Genomic DNA, 17,359 nt, shown 5'->3' on the forward strand with positions numbered 1-17,359 from the left:
CTGTCAGCGCCGATGATACTTCCCCTCCGGGTGGAAAAGTAGGACACCGCCGAACACACACAGAAACACCCCCCACACCGTGGGGGGTGTTTCTATTTCTGCACTCACTCGAATAGCGTTAAATTCGCTGTGTTCTGCTCCAGCGCGAGAAGGGCTCGCTTGCGATCGAGCCCGCCACCGAACCCGGTCAGACTGCCATTCGCGCCGATAACGCGGTGACAGGGCACAATGACGGCGATCGGATTGTGGCCGTTGGCCAATCCGACGGCGCGGAATGCGGACGGCGATCCGACTTGTTCGGCAATTTCTCCATACGATCGTGTTTCACCGTAGGGAATGGTCTGCAGCGCCTCCCAGACGCGTCGTTGAAACTCGGTTCCCCGGAATTCCAGCCTTAGCTCGAATTCGTGTAATTCCCCGGCGAAATAGGCATCGAGTTGCTCGACTGCGTCGGGGAATGCGCGGTCGTCGAGCAGCCAGTCGTCGCGATTCGGCTCATAGGTCTGGTCGACCATTCGAAGGTTGGTGAGCACCGGCCCTTCGCCGGCGAGCGTCAGTAGGCCGATCGGACTGTCGATCGTGCGGTAGCGGGTCATGCAGACTCTTTCTCCTTCACCGGCCAATGGTTCACATCGTGATCTAGTGCAGTCCAGAGGTACTGCGTCGCATAGGAACGCCAGGGGCGCCACCGGGCACTATGTTCGGTCAGCGCCCGAAGATCTCGGGGCAGATCGACGAGTTCCGCGGCCGCTCGCACACCGAGATCGGTGACCGGGAAAGCGTCGGGATCGCCGAACCCGCGCATGGCGATGATCTCCGCTGACCAGGGCCCGATGCCGGGTAACGCCAAGAGTTGTCGGCGGGCCCGGTCCCAGTCACATCCGGCGTCGAGGACCACCTCCCCGTCGGCGACCGCATGGATCATCGAAATCAATGCCCGCCGACGCGCGGCCGGCCCGGCGAAGTGCGTCGGATCCAGGTCCGCCAACTCCTCCGCCGAGGGGAATGCATGGGTGAGACCGCCAATCGGGTCTGCGACAGGTTTGCCGTACGCAGCGACCAGTCGACCGGCATGCGTCCTGGCCGCCTTGGTCGACACCTGTTGCCCGAGGACCACCCTGATCGCCAGCTCGGCCTCATCGACCGTGCGGGGGATACGCTGCCCCGGTGCCTTGGCGACCAGCGCACGAAGTAGCGGGTCCGAGTCGAGCACATCGATGACCGCTTGCGGGTCCGCGTCGAGATCGAGCAACCGGCGGCTTCGGGCGATAGCCGTCGAGAGGTCGCGGAAATCGTCGAGTAACAGCAGACAGTCCACATGGTCAGGTGCTGGGGTCAGGCTGACCACCCCATTACCGCGCGGCAGGCGCAGAGTCCGGCGGAAGGCGCCGTCGCGCACCTCCTCGCAGCCAGGCACTGCGCTCGCCCCCAGATGGCCGAAGACGCCCTCGTAGGCGAACGGTGTACGCACCGGCAGCCGTAACGACACGCTGCCCGCAGTGACCGTGCTGCGGTCGAAGCGTGCCGCTGCCTTCCGGCGTAAACCGGTCGGAGTGTTGTCGCACACCGCGCGGATGGTGTCGTTGAACTGCCGGATGCTGGAGAACCCCGCGGCAAAGGCGACATCGCCGAAGGGGAGGTCGGTGGTTTCGATCAGCACGCGCGCCGTCTGACTGCGCTGTGCACGAGCCAGCGCCAGCGGGCCCGCCCCGACCTCGGACTGCAGCAGCCGTTCGAGCTGGCGGGTGGTGTACCCGACGTGGGCGGCCAACCCGGTGACGCCCTCGCGGTCGACGGTGCCGTCGGCAATCAGCCGCATCGCCCTGGCGACGACGTCCCCGCGGACATTCCATTCCGGCGAGCCGGGTGAGGCGTCCGGGCGGCACCGTTTACAGGCCCGGAAGCCAGCATGCTGAGCCGCGGCGGAGGTCGGGTAGAAGCGCACATTGCGCGCGAACGGTGGCCGGACAGGACAACTGGGCCGACAGTAGATGCCGGTGGTGAGGACCGCGGTCACGAACCAGCCATCGAACCGGGCGTCCTTGGATTGCACAGCCCGATAGCAGCGGTCGAAGTCTTTGTACACAACAGCCACGATTACACGACGCTGCCGACATGACTGGCGGAAAACCGACATCGCAGTCCACGACACGTCAAGCGGCTAAGGTTCGGGACGTGGCCGAACTGGTGCAACGCTATCTGGACCAGATTCGCGAGGAGCACGCCGGCGTCACGGACGGGGCACTGGCCAGTTACATCCCCGAGCTCGCTCGGGTGGACCCCGCTGGATTCGGTCTGTCGTTGTCGTCGTCCGACGGATATGTCTACGAATCCGGTGACACAGCAGTCGAATTCACCATCCAGTCGATCTCGAAACCGTTCACCTACGCTCTTGCTCTTGACCAACTCGGTGAAGCGGCCGTCGACGCCAAGATCGGCGTCGAGCCATCAGGTGAGGCCTTCAACGAGATCAGTGTCGACCCGACGACGAAGATTCCCAAGAACTCCATGATCAACGCCGGAGCGATCGCGGCGGCCTCACTCATTCCCGGCGATGATCCCGACGAACGTTTCGAGCGGCTCCGCGAGTTCTATTCGGCGTGCGCTGGCCGGTCGCTGCAGATCGACGAGGACGTCTATCGCTCCGAGAGGGACACCGGAAGCCGCAATCGTGCGATTGCCTACATGCTGGAGAGCTTCGGGGTACTCGACGGGGACCCTGACGAGGTTCTCGACGTGTACTTCCGGCAGTGCTCGCTGCTGGTCACCAGTACAGATCTGGCTCGGATGGGTGCCACGCTGGCCCGTGGCGGGATCAACCCGATGACCGGGCGCCGCGTTACCGACGAGCTCGTCGTGCGGCGAACCCTCAGCGTGATGGTGACGTGCGGGATGTACGACGCCGCGGGGGACTGGGTGAGTGCCGTCGGGATGCCGGCGAAAAGCGGTGTCGGCGGAGGTATCGTCGCGGTGCTGCCGGGCCAGCTGGGGATCGGCGTGTACTCGCCGCCGTTGGATGCCAAAGGCAACAGTGTGCGCGGAGTCCGCGTGTGTCGCAGCCTCTCTCAACGCCTCGGCCTGCATTTCCTCACCGTGACCAGGGAGTCGCGATCGACGATCCGGGCGATCTACGAACCGAGCGACAGCGTGCGGGTCTACGAAATCCACGGCGACCTGCTGTTCGCGGGCGCCGAGCAGGTGATCCGGACCGTCAGCCGGGAAGCCGACGGGTTCGAGGCAGCTGTGCTGGACGTGTCGCGGCTGGACAACATCAACGATCCGGCGCGCGAACTCCTGGCCAGTATGAGCGCTGCGCTGCGGCGGTCAGGGAAAGCGGGGTTCCTCGTAGACCCGGACCGCGCGGTGATCCGCACGCAGCGCCAGTTCGACGCCGTGGCCTTCACCAATGTCGAGGACGCGGTGAAGGCAGCGGAGAACTGGGTTGGCATCCACCGGTCCGGTTAAGCCGGCTGTTCGATGGGCACCGCGAGCGTCGTCGGCTCGTCGTGGCCGCGTAAGGTGACGGTCTCTCCCAACGCCCAGCGGGCGCCCTCGGCTTCGGTCGCGCCGCGAACCGCCGCCGATGAGGCCAACAGCCGGCTGGGAACGGTCTTCGCCAGCTCGCACAGCCGCGCCGCCTCGTTGACCGGTTCGCCGATCACCGTGTACTCGAAACGCTCGTGCGCCCCGACATTGCCCGCCACCACCGTTCCGGCGGCCACTCCGATTCCGGCTTCACATTCGGGCACCTCGGCGACCAGGCGTTCGGAAATCGACCTGGCGGCCGCCAGTGCCTCGTCCTCGGGATGGTCGAGGCGGATGGGCGCGCCGAAAACCACCAGACAGGCGTCGCCTTCGAACTTGTTGACCAGCCCGTGGTGGCGGTCCACCTCGTCGACGATGATCGCGAAGAACCGGTTCAACAGCGCCACCACCTCGGCTGCGGGCCGACCGGTGACCAACGCGGTGGAACCGATGATATCGACGAAAATGACTGCGGCATGGCGCTCTTCGCCGCCCAGCTTCGGCCGGACCCGCTCGGCGGCGGCGGCCACCTCACGCCCGACGTGCCTGCCGAACAGGTCCCGTACCCGCTCCCGCTCCCGCAGGCCCGCCACCATGGAGTTGAAGCCGCGTTGCAACTCGCCCAGTTCGGTGCCGTCGAAGACCACCAGATTGCTGCGCAGGTCGCCTTGCTCAACGCGCGCCAGGGCCGAGCGGACCACCCGCACCGGTGTGGCTGTCAGCCACGACAGGATCCACATCAGTACGAAGCCGAACACCAGGGCGAACAACGCGAGAATCATCACGGCGACGGTGAACTGGGTGGGCGTGACGTTGTTCAGGGTCAACGTGATGGTCGCCGCCAACAGGATGCCGAGCACCGGCACCCCCGAGCCCAGGGCCCATACCGTCATCGTCCGGCCCATGATGCCGGGTGCGATCCGGCGCGGGGGCCGCCCTGCCTCCAGCGCCTGCGCGGCGACCGGCCGCAGCGCGAACTCGGTGAACAGATAGCAGCTCGCGGACACTACGATCCCCGGAAAGCTGACGCCCAGAGCGACTTTCGGGATGAAGTTCGGGTCGACGAGGCCGTAGGCGGTGGTCAGCAGGATCGTGCCCACTCCCCACAGTGCCAGCAGTACCCTGGTCAATCGCCACGGGGCGAAGAAGGTATTGCGCTGTTCGACGGCGGTCGGAGTGCGCTCTTCGATGGCCCAGCGGACGTTTGTGATCACCCTGCGGGTGGCCCAGAAGATCCCGACGATCAGCGCACCTGTGATGTAGGCCGGTGCGAGGACGAAGCTGATCCAGCCGACGTTCGATCCGAAGACATTCGGCACCGGGAACGCGACGGTGATGACCAGCAGGGTCACCCCGATACCGATCATGTTCGCCACCAGCACGACCGCCGTCAGGATCACCTGAATCCGGATCCGGCGCCGCCCCTGACTCTCCGACACCCGGCCCAGGAGCCAGGACCCGTATTCCGGCGTATCGGGCAGCCGGCCACTCTGCCGCGTCACGGCCTCGAGGACCCGGCCCAGTCGCTGCGCCAGCGTTCTGTCGGACTTCATGGTGGCGTCAGCCTAATCTGGCTGCCCCACCCCCTAAGGTGGTTCGGGTGCGTCTCGTTATTGCCCAGTGCACTGTCGACTACGTCGGACGGCTGACGGCGCATCTGCCCTCAGCACGGCGACTGCTGCTGATCAAAGCTGACGGTTCGGTCAGCGTGCACGCGGACGACCGTGCCTACAAGCCGTTGAACTGGATGAGTCCGCCGTGCTGGTTGACCGAGAAGACGGACGGTCCGCTGCCGGTCTGGGTGGTGGAGAACAAAGCCGGCGAGCAGTTGCGGATCACCCTCGAAGACGTCGAGCACGACTCCAGCCATGAGCTGGGCGTCGATCCCGGTCTGGTCAAGGACGGTGTCGAGGCTCATCTGCAGATCTTGCTGGCCGAGCACGTCGAGCTGCTCGGTGCCGGTTACACGTTGGTCCGGCGTGAATACATGACCGCGATCGGGCCGGTCGATCTGTTGTGCCGTGACGCCGACGGCAGATCGGTCGCCGTCGAGATCAAACGGCGCGGCGAGATCGACGGAGTGGAGCAGCTCACCCGCTACCTGGAGCTGTTGAACCGGGACACCCTGATCGCGCCGGTCGCCGGGATCTTTGCCGCGCAGCAGATCAAACCGCAGGCCCGCACTCTGGCTCTCGATCGTGGAATCCGTTGTGTGACACTAGATTACGATCAGATGCGCGGTATGGATAACGACGAGTTCCGGCTGTTCTGACCTGCGCCGGCTGAGTTGATGGGTAGGCGTCGCGGACCGGACCGGCATCAGCCGAGGCGACCGCTGCCGTCGCAACGCCGCATCGAGATTGGGCCGGACGGATACGACTACGAGGTGCGGTCGGTCGCTGGTGCACGTGCGACCAAGGTCTATCGCTGCCCCGGTTGCGATCATGAAATCCGGCCAGGCACAGCACATCTGGTGGTCTGGGCGGCGGATCTCGGGGAGTCGGCGGTCGAGGACCGCCGACACTGGCATACGCCGTGCTGGGCCCATCGGGCGACGAGAGGCCCGACGAGAAAGTGGTCTTGACGCTCCGGCCGACCGGGCTTAGCGGGCTAGTGACCTTCGGAGTTGGGCTCGACGAGTTCGATCAACACGCCACCGGCATCCTTGGGGTGGATGAAGTTGATGCGCGAATTCGCGGTGCCGCGCCGAGGCTCGTCGTAGAGCAACCGGGTGCCCTGCTCGCGCAATCGCTCGGTCAGCGCGTCGATATCGCTCACCCGATAGGCCAGCTGCTGGATGCCCGGGCCGCGCTTGTCGAGGAACTTGGCGATGGCCGAGGTCTCGGCGACAGGGGCCATCAGCTGAAGCTGAGCACTGCCCGTGGGAGCACCGCGCACCGAGAGCATGGCCTCGACGATGCCCTGGTCGTCGTTGACCTCTTCGTGCAGCACGATCATGCCCAGGTGGTCGTGATACCACTTCTTGGCGACCTCAAGATCGGGTACCGCGATGCCGACATGGTCGATCGCAGTTACCAGAGCGGTGGCCAGGACGGGACGGGCGTCAACCTGCTCGGCAGTCATACTGTAAAGGTAACCTGACGAGCAGATAACTGTTCTCGCAGTTGGCTTCTTGAGCGGTTAAGAAGCGATACGCACCAAGCCTTGGAGGTAGAAATGACGACGTCTGTGATCGTTGCTGGAGCGCGCACCCCGATCGGCAAGCTGATGGGTTCGTTGAAGGATTTCTCCGGCTCGGATCTGGGCGCCATCGCCATCAAGGCGGCCCTGGAGAAGGCTTTCCCGAACAGCGAGTCGCCGGCGTCGCTGGTCGACTACGTGATCATGGGCCAGGTGCTGACGGCCGGGGCCGGGCAGATGCCGGCCAGGCAGTCCGCTGTCGGCGCCGGTATCGGCTGGGACGTTCCGGCGCTGACGATCAACAAGATGTGTCTATCGGGAATCGACGCCATCGCCTTGGCCGATCAGCTGATCCGGGCCGGGGAGTTCGACGTCGTGGTTGCCGGCGGGCAGGAGTCGATGAGCAAAGCTCCGCACCTGTTGATGGACAGCCGGGCCGGTTACAAGTACGGCGACGTCACCGTGCTCGACCACCTGGCCTACGACGGGCTGCACGACGTCTTCACCGACCAGCCCATGGGTGCGCTCACCGAGCAGCGCAACGACACCGACAAGTTCACCCGCCTGGAGCAGGACGAATACGCGGCCGGATCGCATCAGAAGGCGGCCGCAGCCTGGAAGGACGGCGTCTTCGCCGACGAGGTCGTTCCGGTCAGCATCCCGCAGCGTAAAGGCGACCCGATCGAGTTCACCGAGGACGAGGGCATCCGTGCCAATACCACCGCCGACTCACTCGGCGGGCTCAAGCCGGCCTTCCGCAAGGACGGCACCATCACGGCCGGTTCCGCCTCGCAGATCTCCGACGGTGCCTGCGCTGTCGTCGTGATGAACAAGGAGAAGGCGCAGGAACTGGGCCTGGACTGGCTGTGTGAGATCGGTGCACACGGAGTGGTGGCCGGCCCCGATTCCACGCTGCAGAGCCAGCCGGCCAACGCGATCAAGAAAGCCGTTGCCCGCGAGGGTATCTCGCTCGATCAACTGGACGTCATCGAGATCAACGAGGCCTTCGCGGCTGTCTCGCTGGCCTCGACGAAGGAACTGGGCATCGACCCGGGCAAGGTCAACGTCAACGGTGGGGCGATCGCCGTCGGGCACCCCATCGGGATGTCTGGTGCTCGCATCACGCTGCACGTTGCCCTTGAGCTCAAGCGGCGCGGCTCGGGGTACGGCGTGGCTGCGCTCTGCGGCGCCGGCGGGCAGGGCGACGCGCTGGTGCTGCGGGCAGGCTGAGCCCCGCGCGACTATTACGCCATGTAGTAGCTGGCGGCGAGTTCCGGCAGAATAGCTGCCATGACGAGCACTTTTGACGTCCGCACGACTGCCGGCCGATTCCGTCTGGTGGCTCTGGCGGAGGCGGTCAGTTGGGTCGGACTGCTGATCGGGATGTATTTCAAGTACCTGGGCACGCCCAGGACGGAGATCGGTGTGAAGGTCTTCGGGATGACCCACGGATTGGTGTTCATCGCGTTCGTCATCACCGCCGTCTTCGCCGGTATCGCGTACAAGTGGGCGACCGGCACTTGGTTGCTGGCGTTGCTGGCGAGCATCGTCCCACTTGGCAGTGTGATCTTCCTCATATGGGCTGATCGCGCGCGAATTCTCGGCGAATCCGAGGACGCCACCGCCGCTGTCCGGCCGGGCGGACCGACACCCGACAAGCCGTGACAAACTTGACTGTGTGACACGACCACGCCAGCCCGCAGTCTCTCCGATAGCGGCCTCCATGGCCGGTGCTGTCGATCTGTCGGCACTCAAACAGCGTCCACCGTCCGCGCAGCCGGGCGCGGCATCTGAAGGTGCTGCCGGCCCCCCGGTAGGTATCGCGGTAACTGAGGCCAATTTCGAGGCCGAGGTGCTGGTCCGGTCCAACGAGGTGCCGGTGGTCGTTCTGCTCTGGTCTCCGCGCAGCGACGGATCGGTCCAGCTCGGCGAAATCCTCTCGGCACTGGCCGCCCAGGACCTGGACAAGCCGGGGCGCGCGTGGGCCCTGGCGACCGTCAACGTGGATACCTCACCGCGGGTGGCGCAGGTCTTCGGTGTGCAGGCCGTGCCGACCGTGGTAGCCCTGGCCGGCGGCCAGCCACTGTCGAACTTCGAGGGCATGCAGCCGCCCGAACAGCTCCGCAAATGGGTCGACTCGCTGCTGAAGGCGACCGTCGGCAAGCTCGGTGCGGGCGCTGACGGCGATGAGCCCGAAGAGGTCGATCCCGCTGTCGCGGCGGCGCGCGAGCAGTTGGAGGCCGGGGACCTGGAGGCGGCCCGCGACTCCTATCAGGCAATCCTCGACGCCGACCCCGGCAACACTGAAGCCAAAGGGGCCGTACGGCAGGTCGGTTTCCTGCTCCGCGCCACCGCCCAGCGCCCCGACGCAGTGACGATCGCGGATGCGGCACCAGCCGATATCGAGGCCGCCTTCGCTGCTGCTGACGTTCAGATCCTCAATCAGGATGTGGCGGCGGCGTTCGACCGGCTCATCGCGCTCGTGCGACGGACCGCCGGCGACGAGCGCACCGCGGTGCGTACTCGAGTGATCGAGTTGTTCGACATCTTCGATCCGGCCGACCCCGATATCGTCGTGGCCCGCCGAAACCTCGCGAACGCGCTGTACTGACCGCTCGACCTATTCCGGCACCAGCCACAGCGCCGACGTCGGCGGCAGCACCAGCACCGCCGACGCGGGGCGGCCGTGCCAGGGTTCCTCGGTTGCTTCGACGCCGCCCATGTTCCCGGCGCCCGCCCCGTTGTAGACGGTGGCGTCAGTGTTGAGCACCTCGCGCCAACGACCGGCGTGCGGTAACCCCAGCCGGTAACGACTGTGTTCGGCGCCGGAGAAGTTGAAGACGCAGGCCATCACCGATCCGTCGTCACCGAAGCGCAGGAAGCTCAGGACGTTGTTGGCCGAATCGTTGGCGTCGATCCAGGAATACCCTTCCGGCCGGGTGTCCTGGCTCCACAGCGCGCGCTGTGAGCGGTAGATCCCGTTGATGTCAGCCACCATGCGCAGCACGCCGCCGGAGAAGCCGTTCTCGTCGAGCTGGTACCAGTCGACGCCGCGCTCTTCGGACCACTCCGCGCGTTGGCCGAACTCCTGACCCATGAACAGCAATTGCTTACCGGGGTGCGCCCACTGGTAGGCCAGCATGCTGCGCAGCCCGGCGGCCTTGACATGGTCGTTGCCGGGCATCCGGCTCCACAGCGTGCCCTTGCCGTGGACCACTTCGTCGTGGCTGATCGGCAGTACGTAGTTCTCGCTGAACGCATACAGCATCGAGAATGTCATCTCGTGGTGGTGGTACCCGCGGTAGATCGGGTCGCGGCTGATGTAGTCCAGCGTGTCGTGCATCCAGCCCATGTTCCACTTCATCGAGAAGCCAAGGCCGCCAAGGTTTGTCGGGCGCGTGACGCCGGGCCAAGAAGTGGATTCCTCGGCGATGGTGACGATGCCGGGCGCGATCTTGTGCACCGTGGCATTCATCTCCTGCAGGAACTGGACGGCCTCGAGGTTTTCCCGGCCGCCGTAGATGTTCGGTGTCCAGCCGTCGGACGGCCGCGAGTAGTCCAGGTAGAGCATCGAGGCCACGGCGTCCACTCGTAGGCCGTCGATGTGGTACTCCTGCAGCCAATACAGCGCGTTGGCGACCAGGAAGTTGCGGACCTCTGCGCGGCCGAAGTCGAAAACGTAGGTGCCCCAGTCGAGTTGCTCGCCGCGACGCGGGTCGGCGTGCTCGTAGAGGGGGGTGCCGTCGAAGCGGCCCAGCGCCCAGACGTCCTTCGGGAAGTGGGCCGGCACCCAGTCCACGATCACGCCGATGCCAGCCTGATGCAGTCGGTCGACCAGGTATCGGAATTCATCGGGTGTGCCGAAGCGGGAGGAGGGGGCGTAGTACGACGTGACCTGATATCCCCACGAGCCGCCGAACGGGTGCTCGGCCACCGGCAGCATCTCGACATGAGTAAAGCCCTGCGACACAACATAGTCGGTGAGCTGGTCGGCCATCTCCAGGTAGGACAGGCCCGGGCGCCACGAACCCAGGTGCACCTCGTAGGTGCTCATCGGCTCGAAGACGGCGTTCTTCTGCGCGCGCTCGGCCATCCAGTCGGCGTCCTGCCAAAGATGACCGGAAATGTTGACCCGTGACGCAGTTTGCGGCGGCACCTCGGTGGCGAAGGCCATCGGGTCGGCGCGGTCGATCACGCTGCCGTCGGCGCCGTGCACCCGGAACTTGTAAAGGCCGTCGGTGGGAAAGCCGGGCCAGAACAGCTCCCAGACGCCCGTCGAGCCCAGCACGCGCAGCGGCGCCTCATTACCGTTCCAGTGGTTGAACTCGCCGATCAGAGTGACGCCCTTGGCATTTGGCGCCCACACTGCGAAGGAGACACCCGTCACGGGCCCGTCGGCGGTGGTGAAGGCGCGCGGGTGGGCCCCGAGGACCTCCCAGAGTCGTTCGTGGCGGCCCTCGGCGAACAGGTGTAGGTCGACCTCGCCGAGCGTGGGCAGGAACCGGTAGCCGTCGGCGACGACCTGGGTATGAGTGCCGTCCGAAGTCGGGTAGCTGACTTCGAGTCGGTAGTCGATCAGGTTGACAAAGGGCAGCGCGGCGGCAAACAGCCCCGAGTCGACATGCTGTAACGGGTAGCGGGCATCGCCGACCAGCGCGACCACTTCCACGGCGTTCGGCCGGTATGCCCGGATGACCGTGTGGTCGCCGTATTCGTGCGCGCCCAGGATCGAGTGCGGGTCGTGATGCACCCCGTCGATCAGCCGATGCAGGTCAGACGGATCCGGGGCGAGGTACTTGCTGACAATCTCGGTGCGGGTCATTGCGCGATTCCCTTCATTGGCACGGTCATTCGCGGCGCAGCAGTGGCGCCCGCAGTTTGTTCGGAATCAGCGGCATGTTCACGATGTGCGCGACCGCCCTTGCCGGGTCGATGCGGATGTAGTTCGCCTGGCCCCATTGATATTCCTCTCCGGTGATCTCGTCGCGAACCCAGAACCGGTCGTAAGGCTCCATACCCAGCGCGGCCATGTCTAACCACAGAGTCGACTCTTCGGGCCCGAATGGGTTGAGCGTCACCACCACCAGGACGGTGTCCCCGGTGATGGGGTCGAACTTGCTGTAGGCCAGCAGCGCGTCATTGTCGAGGTGATGGAATGTGATGGTGCGCAGCTGGCGCAGTGCCGGATGCAGCTTGCGAATCTCGTTGAGCCGGGCGATGAATGGTTCCAACGATTCGCCGCGGGTCACGGCGCCGTCGAAATCGCGGGGCCGCAACTCGTACTTCTCGGAGTCCAGATACTCCTCGCTGCCTTCGCGCACTGCCTGATGCTCGAAGAGTTCGAAGCCTGAGTACACCCCCCACAGCGGGCTCATCGTCGAGGCCAGCACGGAGCGGATGGCGAACATACCGGGACCGCCGTACTGCAAGCTCTCGTGCAGGATGTCCGGGGTGTTGACGAACAGATTTGGTCGCGCCTCGTCGGCGTGTTCGGCGATCTGCTCTCCGAATTCGGTGAGCTCCCACTTGGCCGTCCGCCAGGTGAAATAACTGTAGGACTGCGTGAAGCCGAGTTTGGCCAACCCGTAGAGGCGCGCCGGGCGGGTGAACGCCTCCGCCAGGAACAACACATCGGGGTCGACCGCCTTGACCTTGCCGATCAACCACGCCCAGAAGTCCGGCGGCTTGGTGTGCGGGTTGTCCACGCGGAAGATCTTGACGCCGTGGTCAATCCAGTGCAGGACGACGCGCAGCACTTCCTCGTAGAGGCCGGCCGGGTCGTTGTCGAAGTTGAGGGGGTAGATGTCCTGGTACTTCTTCGGCGGGTTCTCCGCATACGCGATAGTGCCGTCGGGCAGCTCGGTGAACCACTGCCGGTGGTCTTTGGCCCAGGGATGATCGGGCGCGCACTGCAACGCCAGGTCCAGTGCCACCTCCATGCCGAGGTCCTCTGCGGTGGCCACGAACTCGTCGAAATCCTCGAGGGTGCCGAGCTCCGGGTGCAGGGCGTCATGGCCGCCCTCGTCGCTGCCGATAGCCCACGGCGACCCGACGTCACCCGGTGCTGCCGTCACGGAGTTGTTGCGGCCCTTGCGGTGGATCTTGCCGATCGGATGGATCGGGGGCAGGTAGACGACATCGAAACCCATGTTCGCGATGCGGGGCAAGCCCTTGGTGGCGGTGGCGAAGGTGCCGTGGACCGGCCTGCCCTCGCCGTCCCAGCCGCCGGTCGACCGGGGGAACAGTTCGTACCAGGACGAGAACCGGGCCTGCGGGCGGTCTACCCAGATGCCGAATTGGTCACCACGAGTGACCAATTCACGCAGTGGATAGTCCGCGAGCAGCGCGGTCACTTCGGGCGCCAGCGCTGCGCCCGCCCTGGTGTACGGGTCACCCGGCGTGCGCAAGGTCTGTGCCGCCTCGATCAAGGGGTAGCGCATCTGGCGCGGCACGCCGGTGGCCGCGCGGTCCAGCAGGCGGGCACCGACCAACAGGTCGTTGTCCAACTCCGATTCGCTCTGTCCCGCCTCCAGTTTGGCGGTGACATTATGGCGCCAGGTGCTGATCGGATCGCCCCAGCCGTCCACCCGGAAGGTCCACAGGCCCGCGGTATCGGGGGCGAACTGACTGTGGAAAACGTCGGGGGTGCGGCCCGGCGACATCGACAACAGCTGCGGCTTGATCCGCGGTGTGGGCGAGACGATGGTCTCGATCGGTACGGCCTGCGGAGACTCCGCCAGTTTGGCCGGTCCGGGAACCAGTTGTGGATAGGCGGCGCCGTGATAGCGCACCACCAAGGTGGCCGCGACGGCGTCGTGGCCCTCACGCCAGACGGTGGCGCAGATCGGGATCACTTCCCCGACGACCGCCTTCGCCGGGAACTTTCCGCCGGATACGACGGGTTGGACGTCATCGATCTCGATACGACCGGGCACCCGAGCTCTCCTCATGAGGTCTATGGCGCGGAACTACCGCGCGGTGTTGTTGCGGTCTTACCAAAGGTTGTCAATACGCCGGTTAACCACTTCGGGCCCTACTCACACCGTAGTGGCCGGGTTCACTGCGCGGGACCGGAAGCACCAGCGTCACCTCTCTGCGTCTCCTCGGAGACCGGCCGCGGGGCCCGCACACGGTCAGTAGGGTGAAACCGGTGAAAGCCCTCCGCCGGTTCACAGTGCGTGCCCACCTTCCCGATCGCCTCGCGGCACTCGAACGCCTCTCGATAAATCTGCGATGGTCTTGGAACAAACCCACGCAGGACCTCTTCCGGACAATCGACGGGACCCTCTGGGTGCAGTCTGGAGGAGATCCGGTCGAACTGCTGGGCGCGGTCAGCCCCGCCCGCCTCGACGAGCTGGCCGCCGATCACGGATTCCTGGAACGCCTCGACGCGCTGGCTGCGGATCTCGACGGTTATCTGAGTCGGCCGTTGTGGTACCAGCAGCAGGAGAGCGCCGGCGAGGACATGCCGACGGGGATCGCGTACTTCTCGATGGAGTTCGGCGTTGCCGAGGTACTCCCGAACTATTCCGGCGGGTTGGGCATCCTCGCGGGCGATCACCTCAAATCAGCCTCGGACCTGGGCTTGCCGCTTATCGCCGTGGGGCTGTACTACCGGTCGGGTTACTTCCGTCAGTCGCTGACCGCCGACGGCTGGCAGCACGAGACCTACCCGTCACTGGATCCGCAGGGTTTGCCGCTGCGCCTGCTGACGGATGCCACCGGGGCGGCGGCTCTGGTGTCGCTGGCGCTACCGGACTCGGCGCGGCTGCACGCCCGGATCTGGATCGCGCAGGTCGGCAGGGTGCCGCTGCTGCTGCTGGATTCCGATATCCCCGAGAACGAGCACGAGCTGCGGGGGATCACCGATCGCCTCTACGGCGGCGATCAGGAACACCGGATCAAACAGGAGATCCTGGCCGGCATCGGCGGTGTGCGGGCCATCCGCGCGTTCACCGAGATCGAAGGGCTGCCTGCACCCGAGGTCTTCCACATGAACGAGGGCCACGCCGGATTCCTCGGCGCCGAACGCATCCGCGAGTACATGACGGGTTCGGCGCTGGATTTCGATACCGCGCTGGCCGTGGTCCGATCCAGCACGGTGTTCACCACTCACACACCGGTGCCCGCGGGTATCGACCGCTTCCCGGTCGAGATGGTGCGCCGCTATTTCGGCGAAGGCGACTCGACGGTGCTGCTGCCCGGTGTTCCGCTGGAGAAGATCCTGGCCTTCGGCGCCGAGGACGACCCCTCGAAATTCAATATGGCGCACATGGGCCTGCGGCTGGCGCAGCGCCACAACGGGGTGTCGCTGCTGCACGGCAAGGTCAGCCGGGAGATGTTCAACGAGCTGTGGCCGGGCTTCGACCCCGGCGAGGTGCCGATCGGCTCGATCACCAACGGCGTGCACGCTCCGACCTGGGCCGCCCCCCAATGGCTGGAACTGGCTCGCGAGCTGGCCGGCGACGAGGGGTTGGCTTCACTGTCCGAGCCCGCCACCTGGGTGAAGGTCCAGCAGGTCGACCCTGGCCACATGTGGTGGATCCGGTCCCAGCTGCGGGAACTGCTGGTCGAGGATGTCCGGGCGCGGCTGCGTCGGTCCTGGCTTGAACGCGGCGCCTCCGACGCCGAGCTGGGCTGGATTGCGACGGCTTTCGACAAAGACGTGCTGACCATCGGTTTCGCGCGGCGGGTCCCGACCTATAAACGGCTGACGCTGATGTTGCGTGATCCCGACCGGTTGGAGAAATTGCTGCTCGACGAGAAGCGGCCGATCCAGTTGATCGTGGCGGGCAAATCGCATCCCGCCGACGACGGCGGGAAGGCGCTGATCCAGCAGGTGGTCAAATTCGCCGACCGCCCCGAGGTGCGGCACCGGATCGCCTTTCTACCCGACTACGACATGTCGATGGCGCGGCTGCTCTACTGGGGCTGCGACGTCTGGCTGAACAACCCGCTGCGACCGTTGGAGGCCTGCGGCACCTCAGGCATGAAGAGCGCGCTCAACGGCGGTCTCAACCTGTCCATCCGCGACGGCTGGTGGGATGAGTGGTACGACGGCGAGAACGGCTGGGAGATCCCGACGGCCGACGGTCTGGTCGATGAGAACCGCCGCGACGATATCGAGGCCGCGGGGCTCTACAGCCTGCTCGAGGAGGCGGTAACGCCGCGGTTCTACGACCGCGACGATCGGGGTGTGCCCAACCGCTGGGTCGAGATGGTCCGGCACACCCTGCAGACGCTGGGCCCCAAGGTGCTGGCCTCGCGCATGGTCCGTGACTACACCCAGATGTACTACGGGCCCGCCGCGCGGTCGTTGCGTGCGACTGTCGGTGCGGGTGTCGCCGGGGCGCACAGCGGGCCCTTCGGCGCCGCTCGCGAGCTGGCCGCGTACCGCAAACGGGTCGAGGCGGCCTGGCCGAAGATCGAGATCACCGACGTCGACAGCACCGGCCTGCCGGACACCCCGCTGCTGGGGTCTGAGCTGACGCTGACGGCGACCGTGCAGCTGGCCGGACTGCGCCCCGACGAGGTCGTCGTCCAGGCCGTGCTGGGCCGGGTCGACAGCGGGGATGCGCTGGTCGATCCCATCACGGTGCCGATGGCGTACGCCGGAAGCGGTGACGGGGTGGACATCTTCAAGACCTCGACGCCGCTGCCGGTCGCGGGTTCGGTGGGCTACACCGTCCGGGTGCTGCCCCATGACAACCTGCTGTCCGCGGACAGCGAGCTCGGCCTGGTCGCGTTGGCGTGAGCGACGCATTGACGGTTGTTCTCGACGGCGGCCCGTACGCGTTGGCTACCGGTCCGGACCAGGCGATGTGGGCGACGTTGGTGCACAGTGGCCAGATTGCGCGCATCGGCGATACCGGCGAGGTGACGCTCTTCGACGTGGCGCCGGACGCCAAACCTTCGATCATCACCGCGGGGCCCGACGCCGCGATGTGGTTCACCTGCGCCGGTGAGCACAGCATCGGACGGATCACCATGGCCGGTGAGCTGACCCGGTTCCCGCTCACCCCGCAGAGCGCGCCGTACGGGATCTGCACCGGCCCGGACGAGGCGTTGTGGTTCACGACGACGGCGCTGGGCACCGTCGGCCGGATCAGTCTCGACGGCGAGGTGTCCGACGAGACGGTCGTCGGAGGGATGCCGTCGATGGTCATCACCGGGCCGGACGGCGCGCTGTGGTTCACCCTCAACCAGCGCAACGCGATCGGCAGGCTGGCGTTGACCGGGCGGTCGTCGGGGCTGACCGTCCGGGAACTGCCCACCCGCAACGCCGGCCCGGTCGGGATCGCGGCCACCCACGATGATGCGGTGTGGTTCACCGAGGTCCGCGCTGACAAGCTCGGCCGGATCCCGCTGCACGACGCCATCCAGGAGATCGACCTCCCGGGCCGCCCACACGCTGTCGTCGCCGATGATGCAGACGGGGTCTGGGTGAGCTTGTGGGGTGGTGACCAGATCGCCCGCGTCAGCGGTGACGGCGAGATCACCACCATGGACCTGCCGGCTGGCAGTGAGCCTCACGGCCTGGCCATTGGAAGCGGCGGTGCGCTCTGGGTGGCGCTCGAAGTCGGATTCGTCATCCGGCTACCCACCTGACCGTCTCCGCGCCTGACCATCCGTTGTAGGTTCCAGGAAGGGACGTCATAGACGGTGGCATCGGGGCCACGGTCACAGGGGGGCG

At 66.0% G+C, this 17,359-nt stretch carries 14 protein-coding genes; 8 read left to right on the forward strand and 6 right to left on the reverse strand.

The window, feature by feature from the left end:
• Nucleotides 1–104 precede the first annotated feature (104 nt).
• Nucleotides 105–596, reverse strand: coding sequence for a methylated-DNA--[protein]-cysteine S-methyltransferase (locus H7J73_RS28675; RefSeq protein WP_264071215.1), 492 nt, complete (start codon nt 594–596; stop codon nt 105–107).
• A complete protein-coding gene (locus H7J73_RS28680) occupies nt 593–2,086 on the reverse strand; it encodes a DNA-3-methyladenine glycosylase 2 family protein (RefSeq protein ID WP_264071292.1) in 1,494 nt (497 codons plus the stop codon). Before H7J73_RS28680 ends, H7J73_RS28675 begins: the two co-directional genes overlap by 4 nt.
• An 89-nt stretch (nt 2,087–2,175) precedes the next feature.
• Here H7J73_RS28680 and glsA point away from each other — a divergent pair, with 89 nt between their 5' ends.
• Nucleotides 2,176–3,465: a glutaminase A gene (gene glsA, locus H7J73_RS28685; RefSeq protein WP_264071216.1), complete on the forward strand. Its 1,290-nt coding sequence runs from the start codon at nt 2,176–2,178 to the stop codon at nt 3,463–3,465.
• Here glsA and H7J73_RS28690 read toward each other — a convergent pair.
• Nucleotides 3,462–5,078, reverse strand: coding sequence for an adenylate/guanylate cyclase domain-containing protein (locus H7J73_RS28690; protein WP_264071217.1), 1,617 nt, complete (start codon nt 5,076–5,078; stop codon nt 3,462–3,464). The genes glsA and H7J73_RS28690 overlap by 4 nt on opposite strands.
• A gap of 47 nt (nt 5,079–5,125) precedes the next feature.
• Here H7J73_RS28690 and nucS point away from each other — a divergent pair, with 47 nt between their 5' ends.
• Nucleotides 5,126–5,797 (forward strand): endonuclease NucS, encoded by a 672-nt coding sequence (nucS, locus tag H7J73_RS28695; RefSeq protein ID WP_264071218.1) that lies wholly within the window; start codon nt 5,126–5,128, stop codon nt 5,795–5,797.
• A gap of 18 nt (nt 5,798–5,815) precedes the next feature.
• Nucleotides 5,816–6,109 carry an Rv1322 family protein gene (locus tag H7J73_RS28700; protein ID WP_264071219.1) on the forward strand — a complete coding sequence of 98 codons (294 nt, stop codon included), beginning with the start codon at nt 5,816–5,818 and terminating at the stop codon, nt 6,107–6,109.
• Between the two features lie 26 nt (nt 6,110–6,135).
• Here the strand turns inward: H7J73_RS28700 and mce are convergent, their stop codons facing one another.
• Nucleotides 6,136–6,609, reverse strand: coding sequence for a methylmalonyl-CoA epimerase (gene mce / locus H7J73_RS28705; protein ID WP_264071220.1), 474 nt, complete (start codon nt 6,607–6,609; stop codon nt 6,136–6,138).
• A gap of 93 nt (nt 6,610–6,702) precedes the next feature.
• Between mce and H7J73_RS28710 the strand changes: the two genes are divergently transcribed.
• The 3 genes from H7J73_RS28710 to H7J73_RS28720 are packed head-to-tail and all read left to right on the forward strand — an operon-like array spanning nt 6,703 to nt 9,277.
• Complete coding sequence (locus H7J73_RS28710) at nt 6,703–7,896, forward strand: acetyl-CoA C-acetyltransferase (protein WP_264071221.1); 1,194 nt, start codon at nt 6,703–6,705, stop codon at nt 7,894–7,896.
• A 51-nt stretch (nt 7,897–7,947) separates the two neighbouring features.
• Nucleotides 7,948–8,331: a DUF3817 domain-containing protein gene (locus tag H7J73_RS28715; protein ID WP_435405598.1), complete on the forward strand. Its 384-nt coding sequence runs from the start codon at nt 7,948–7,950 to the stop codon at nt 8,329–8,331.
• A 13-nt stretch (nt 8,332–8,344) separates the two neighbouring features.
• Nucleotides 8,345–9,277, forward strand: a complete 933-nt coding sequence (locus H7J73_RS28720; RefSeq protein ID WP_264071223.1) for a tetratricopeptide repeat protein — start codon at nt 8,345–8,347, stop codon at nt 9,275–9,277.
• 9 nt (nt 9,278–9,286) lie between these two features.
• Here the strand turns inward: H7J73_RS28720 and glgB are convergent, their stop codons facing one another.
• Nucleotides 9,287–11,488: a 1,4-alpha-glucan branching protein GlgB gene (gene glgB, locus H7J73_RS28725; protein WP_264071224.1), complete on the reverse strand. Its 2,202-nt coding sequence runs from the start codon at nt 11,486–11,488 to the stop codon at nt 9,287–9,289.
• Between the two features lie 25 nt (nt 11,489–11,513).
• Entirely contained in the window at nt 11,514–13,601 is a 2,088-nt protein-coding gene (locus H7J73_RS28730) for an alpha-1,4-glucan--maltose-1-phosphate maltosyltransferase (RefSeq protein WP_264071225.1), read from the reverse strand.
• 215 nt (nt 13,602–13,816) lie between these two features.
• Here H7J73_RS28730 and H7J73_RS28735 point away from each other — a divergent pair, with 215 nt between their 5' ends.
• Entirely contained in the window at nt 13,817–16,420 is a 2,604-nt protein-coding gene (locus H7J73_RS28735) for a glycosyltransferase family 1 protein (protein WP_264071226.1), read from the forward strand.
• Nucleotides 16,417–17,274 carry a Vgb family protein gene (locus H7J73_RS28740; protein WP_435405596.1) on the forward strand — a complete coding sequence of 286 codons (858 nt, stop codon included), beginning with the start codon at nt 16,417–16,419 and terminating at the stop codon, nt 17,272–17,274. Before H7J73_RS28735 ends, H7J73_RS28740 begins: the two co-directional genes overlap by 4 nt.
• The last annotated feature ends 85 nt before the right edge of the window (nt 17,275–17,359 follow it).

The organism is Mycolicibacterium komossense, from assembly GCF_025822605.1.
Lineage (GTDB): Bacteria > Actinomycetota > Actinomycetes > Mycobacteriales > Mycobacteriaceae > Mycobacterium > Mycobacterium komossense.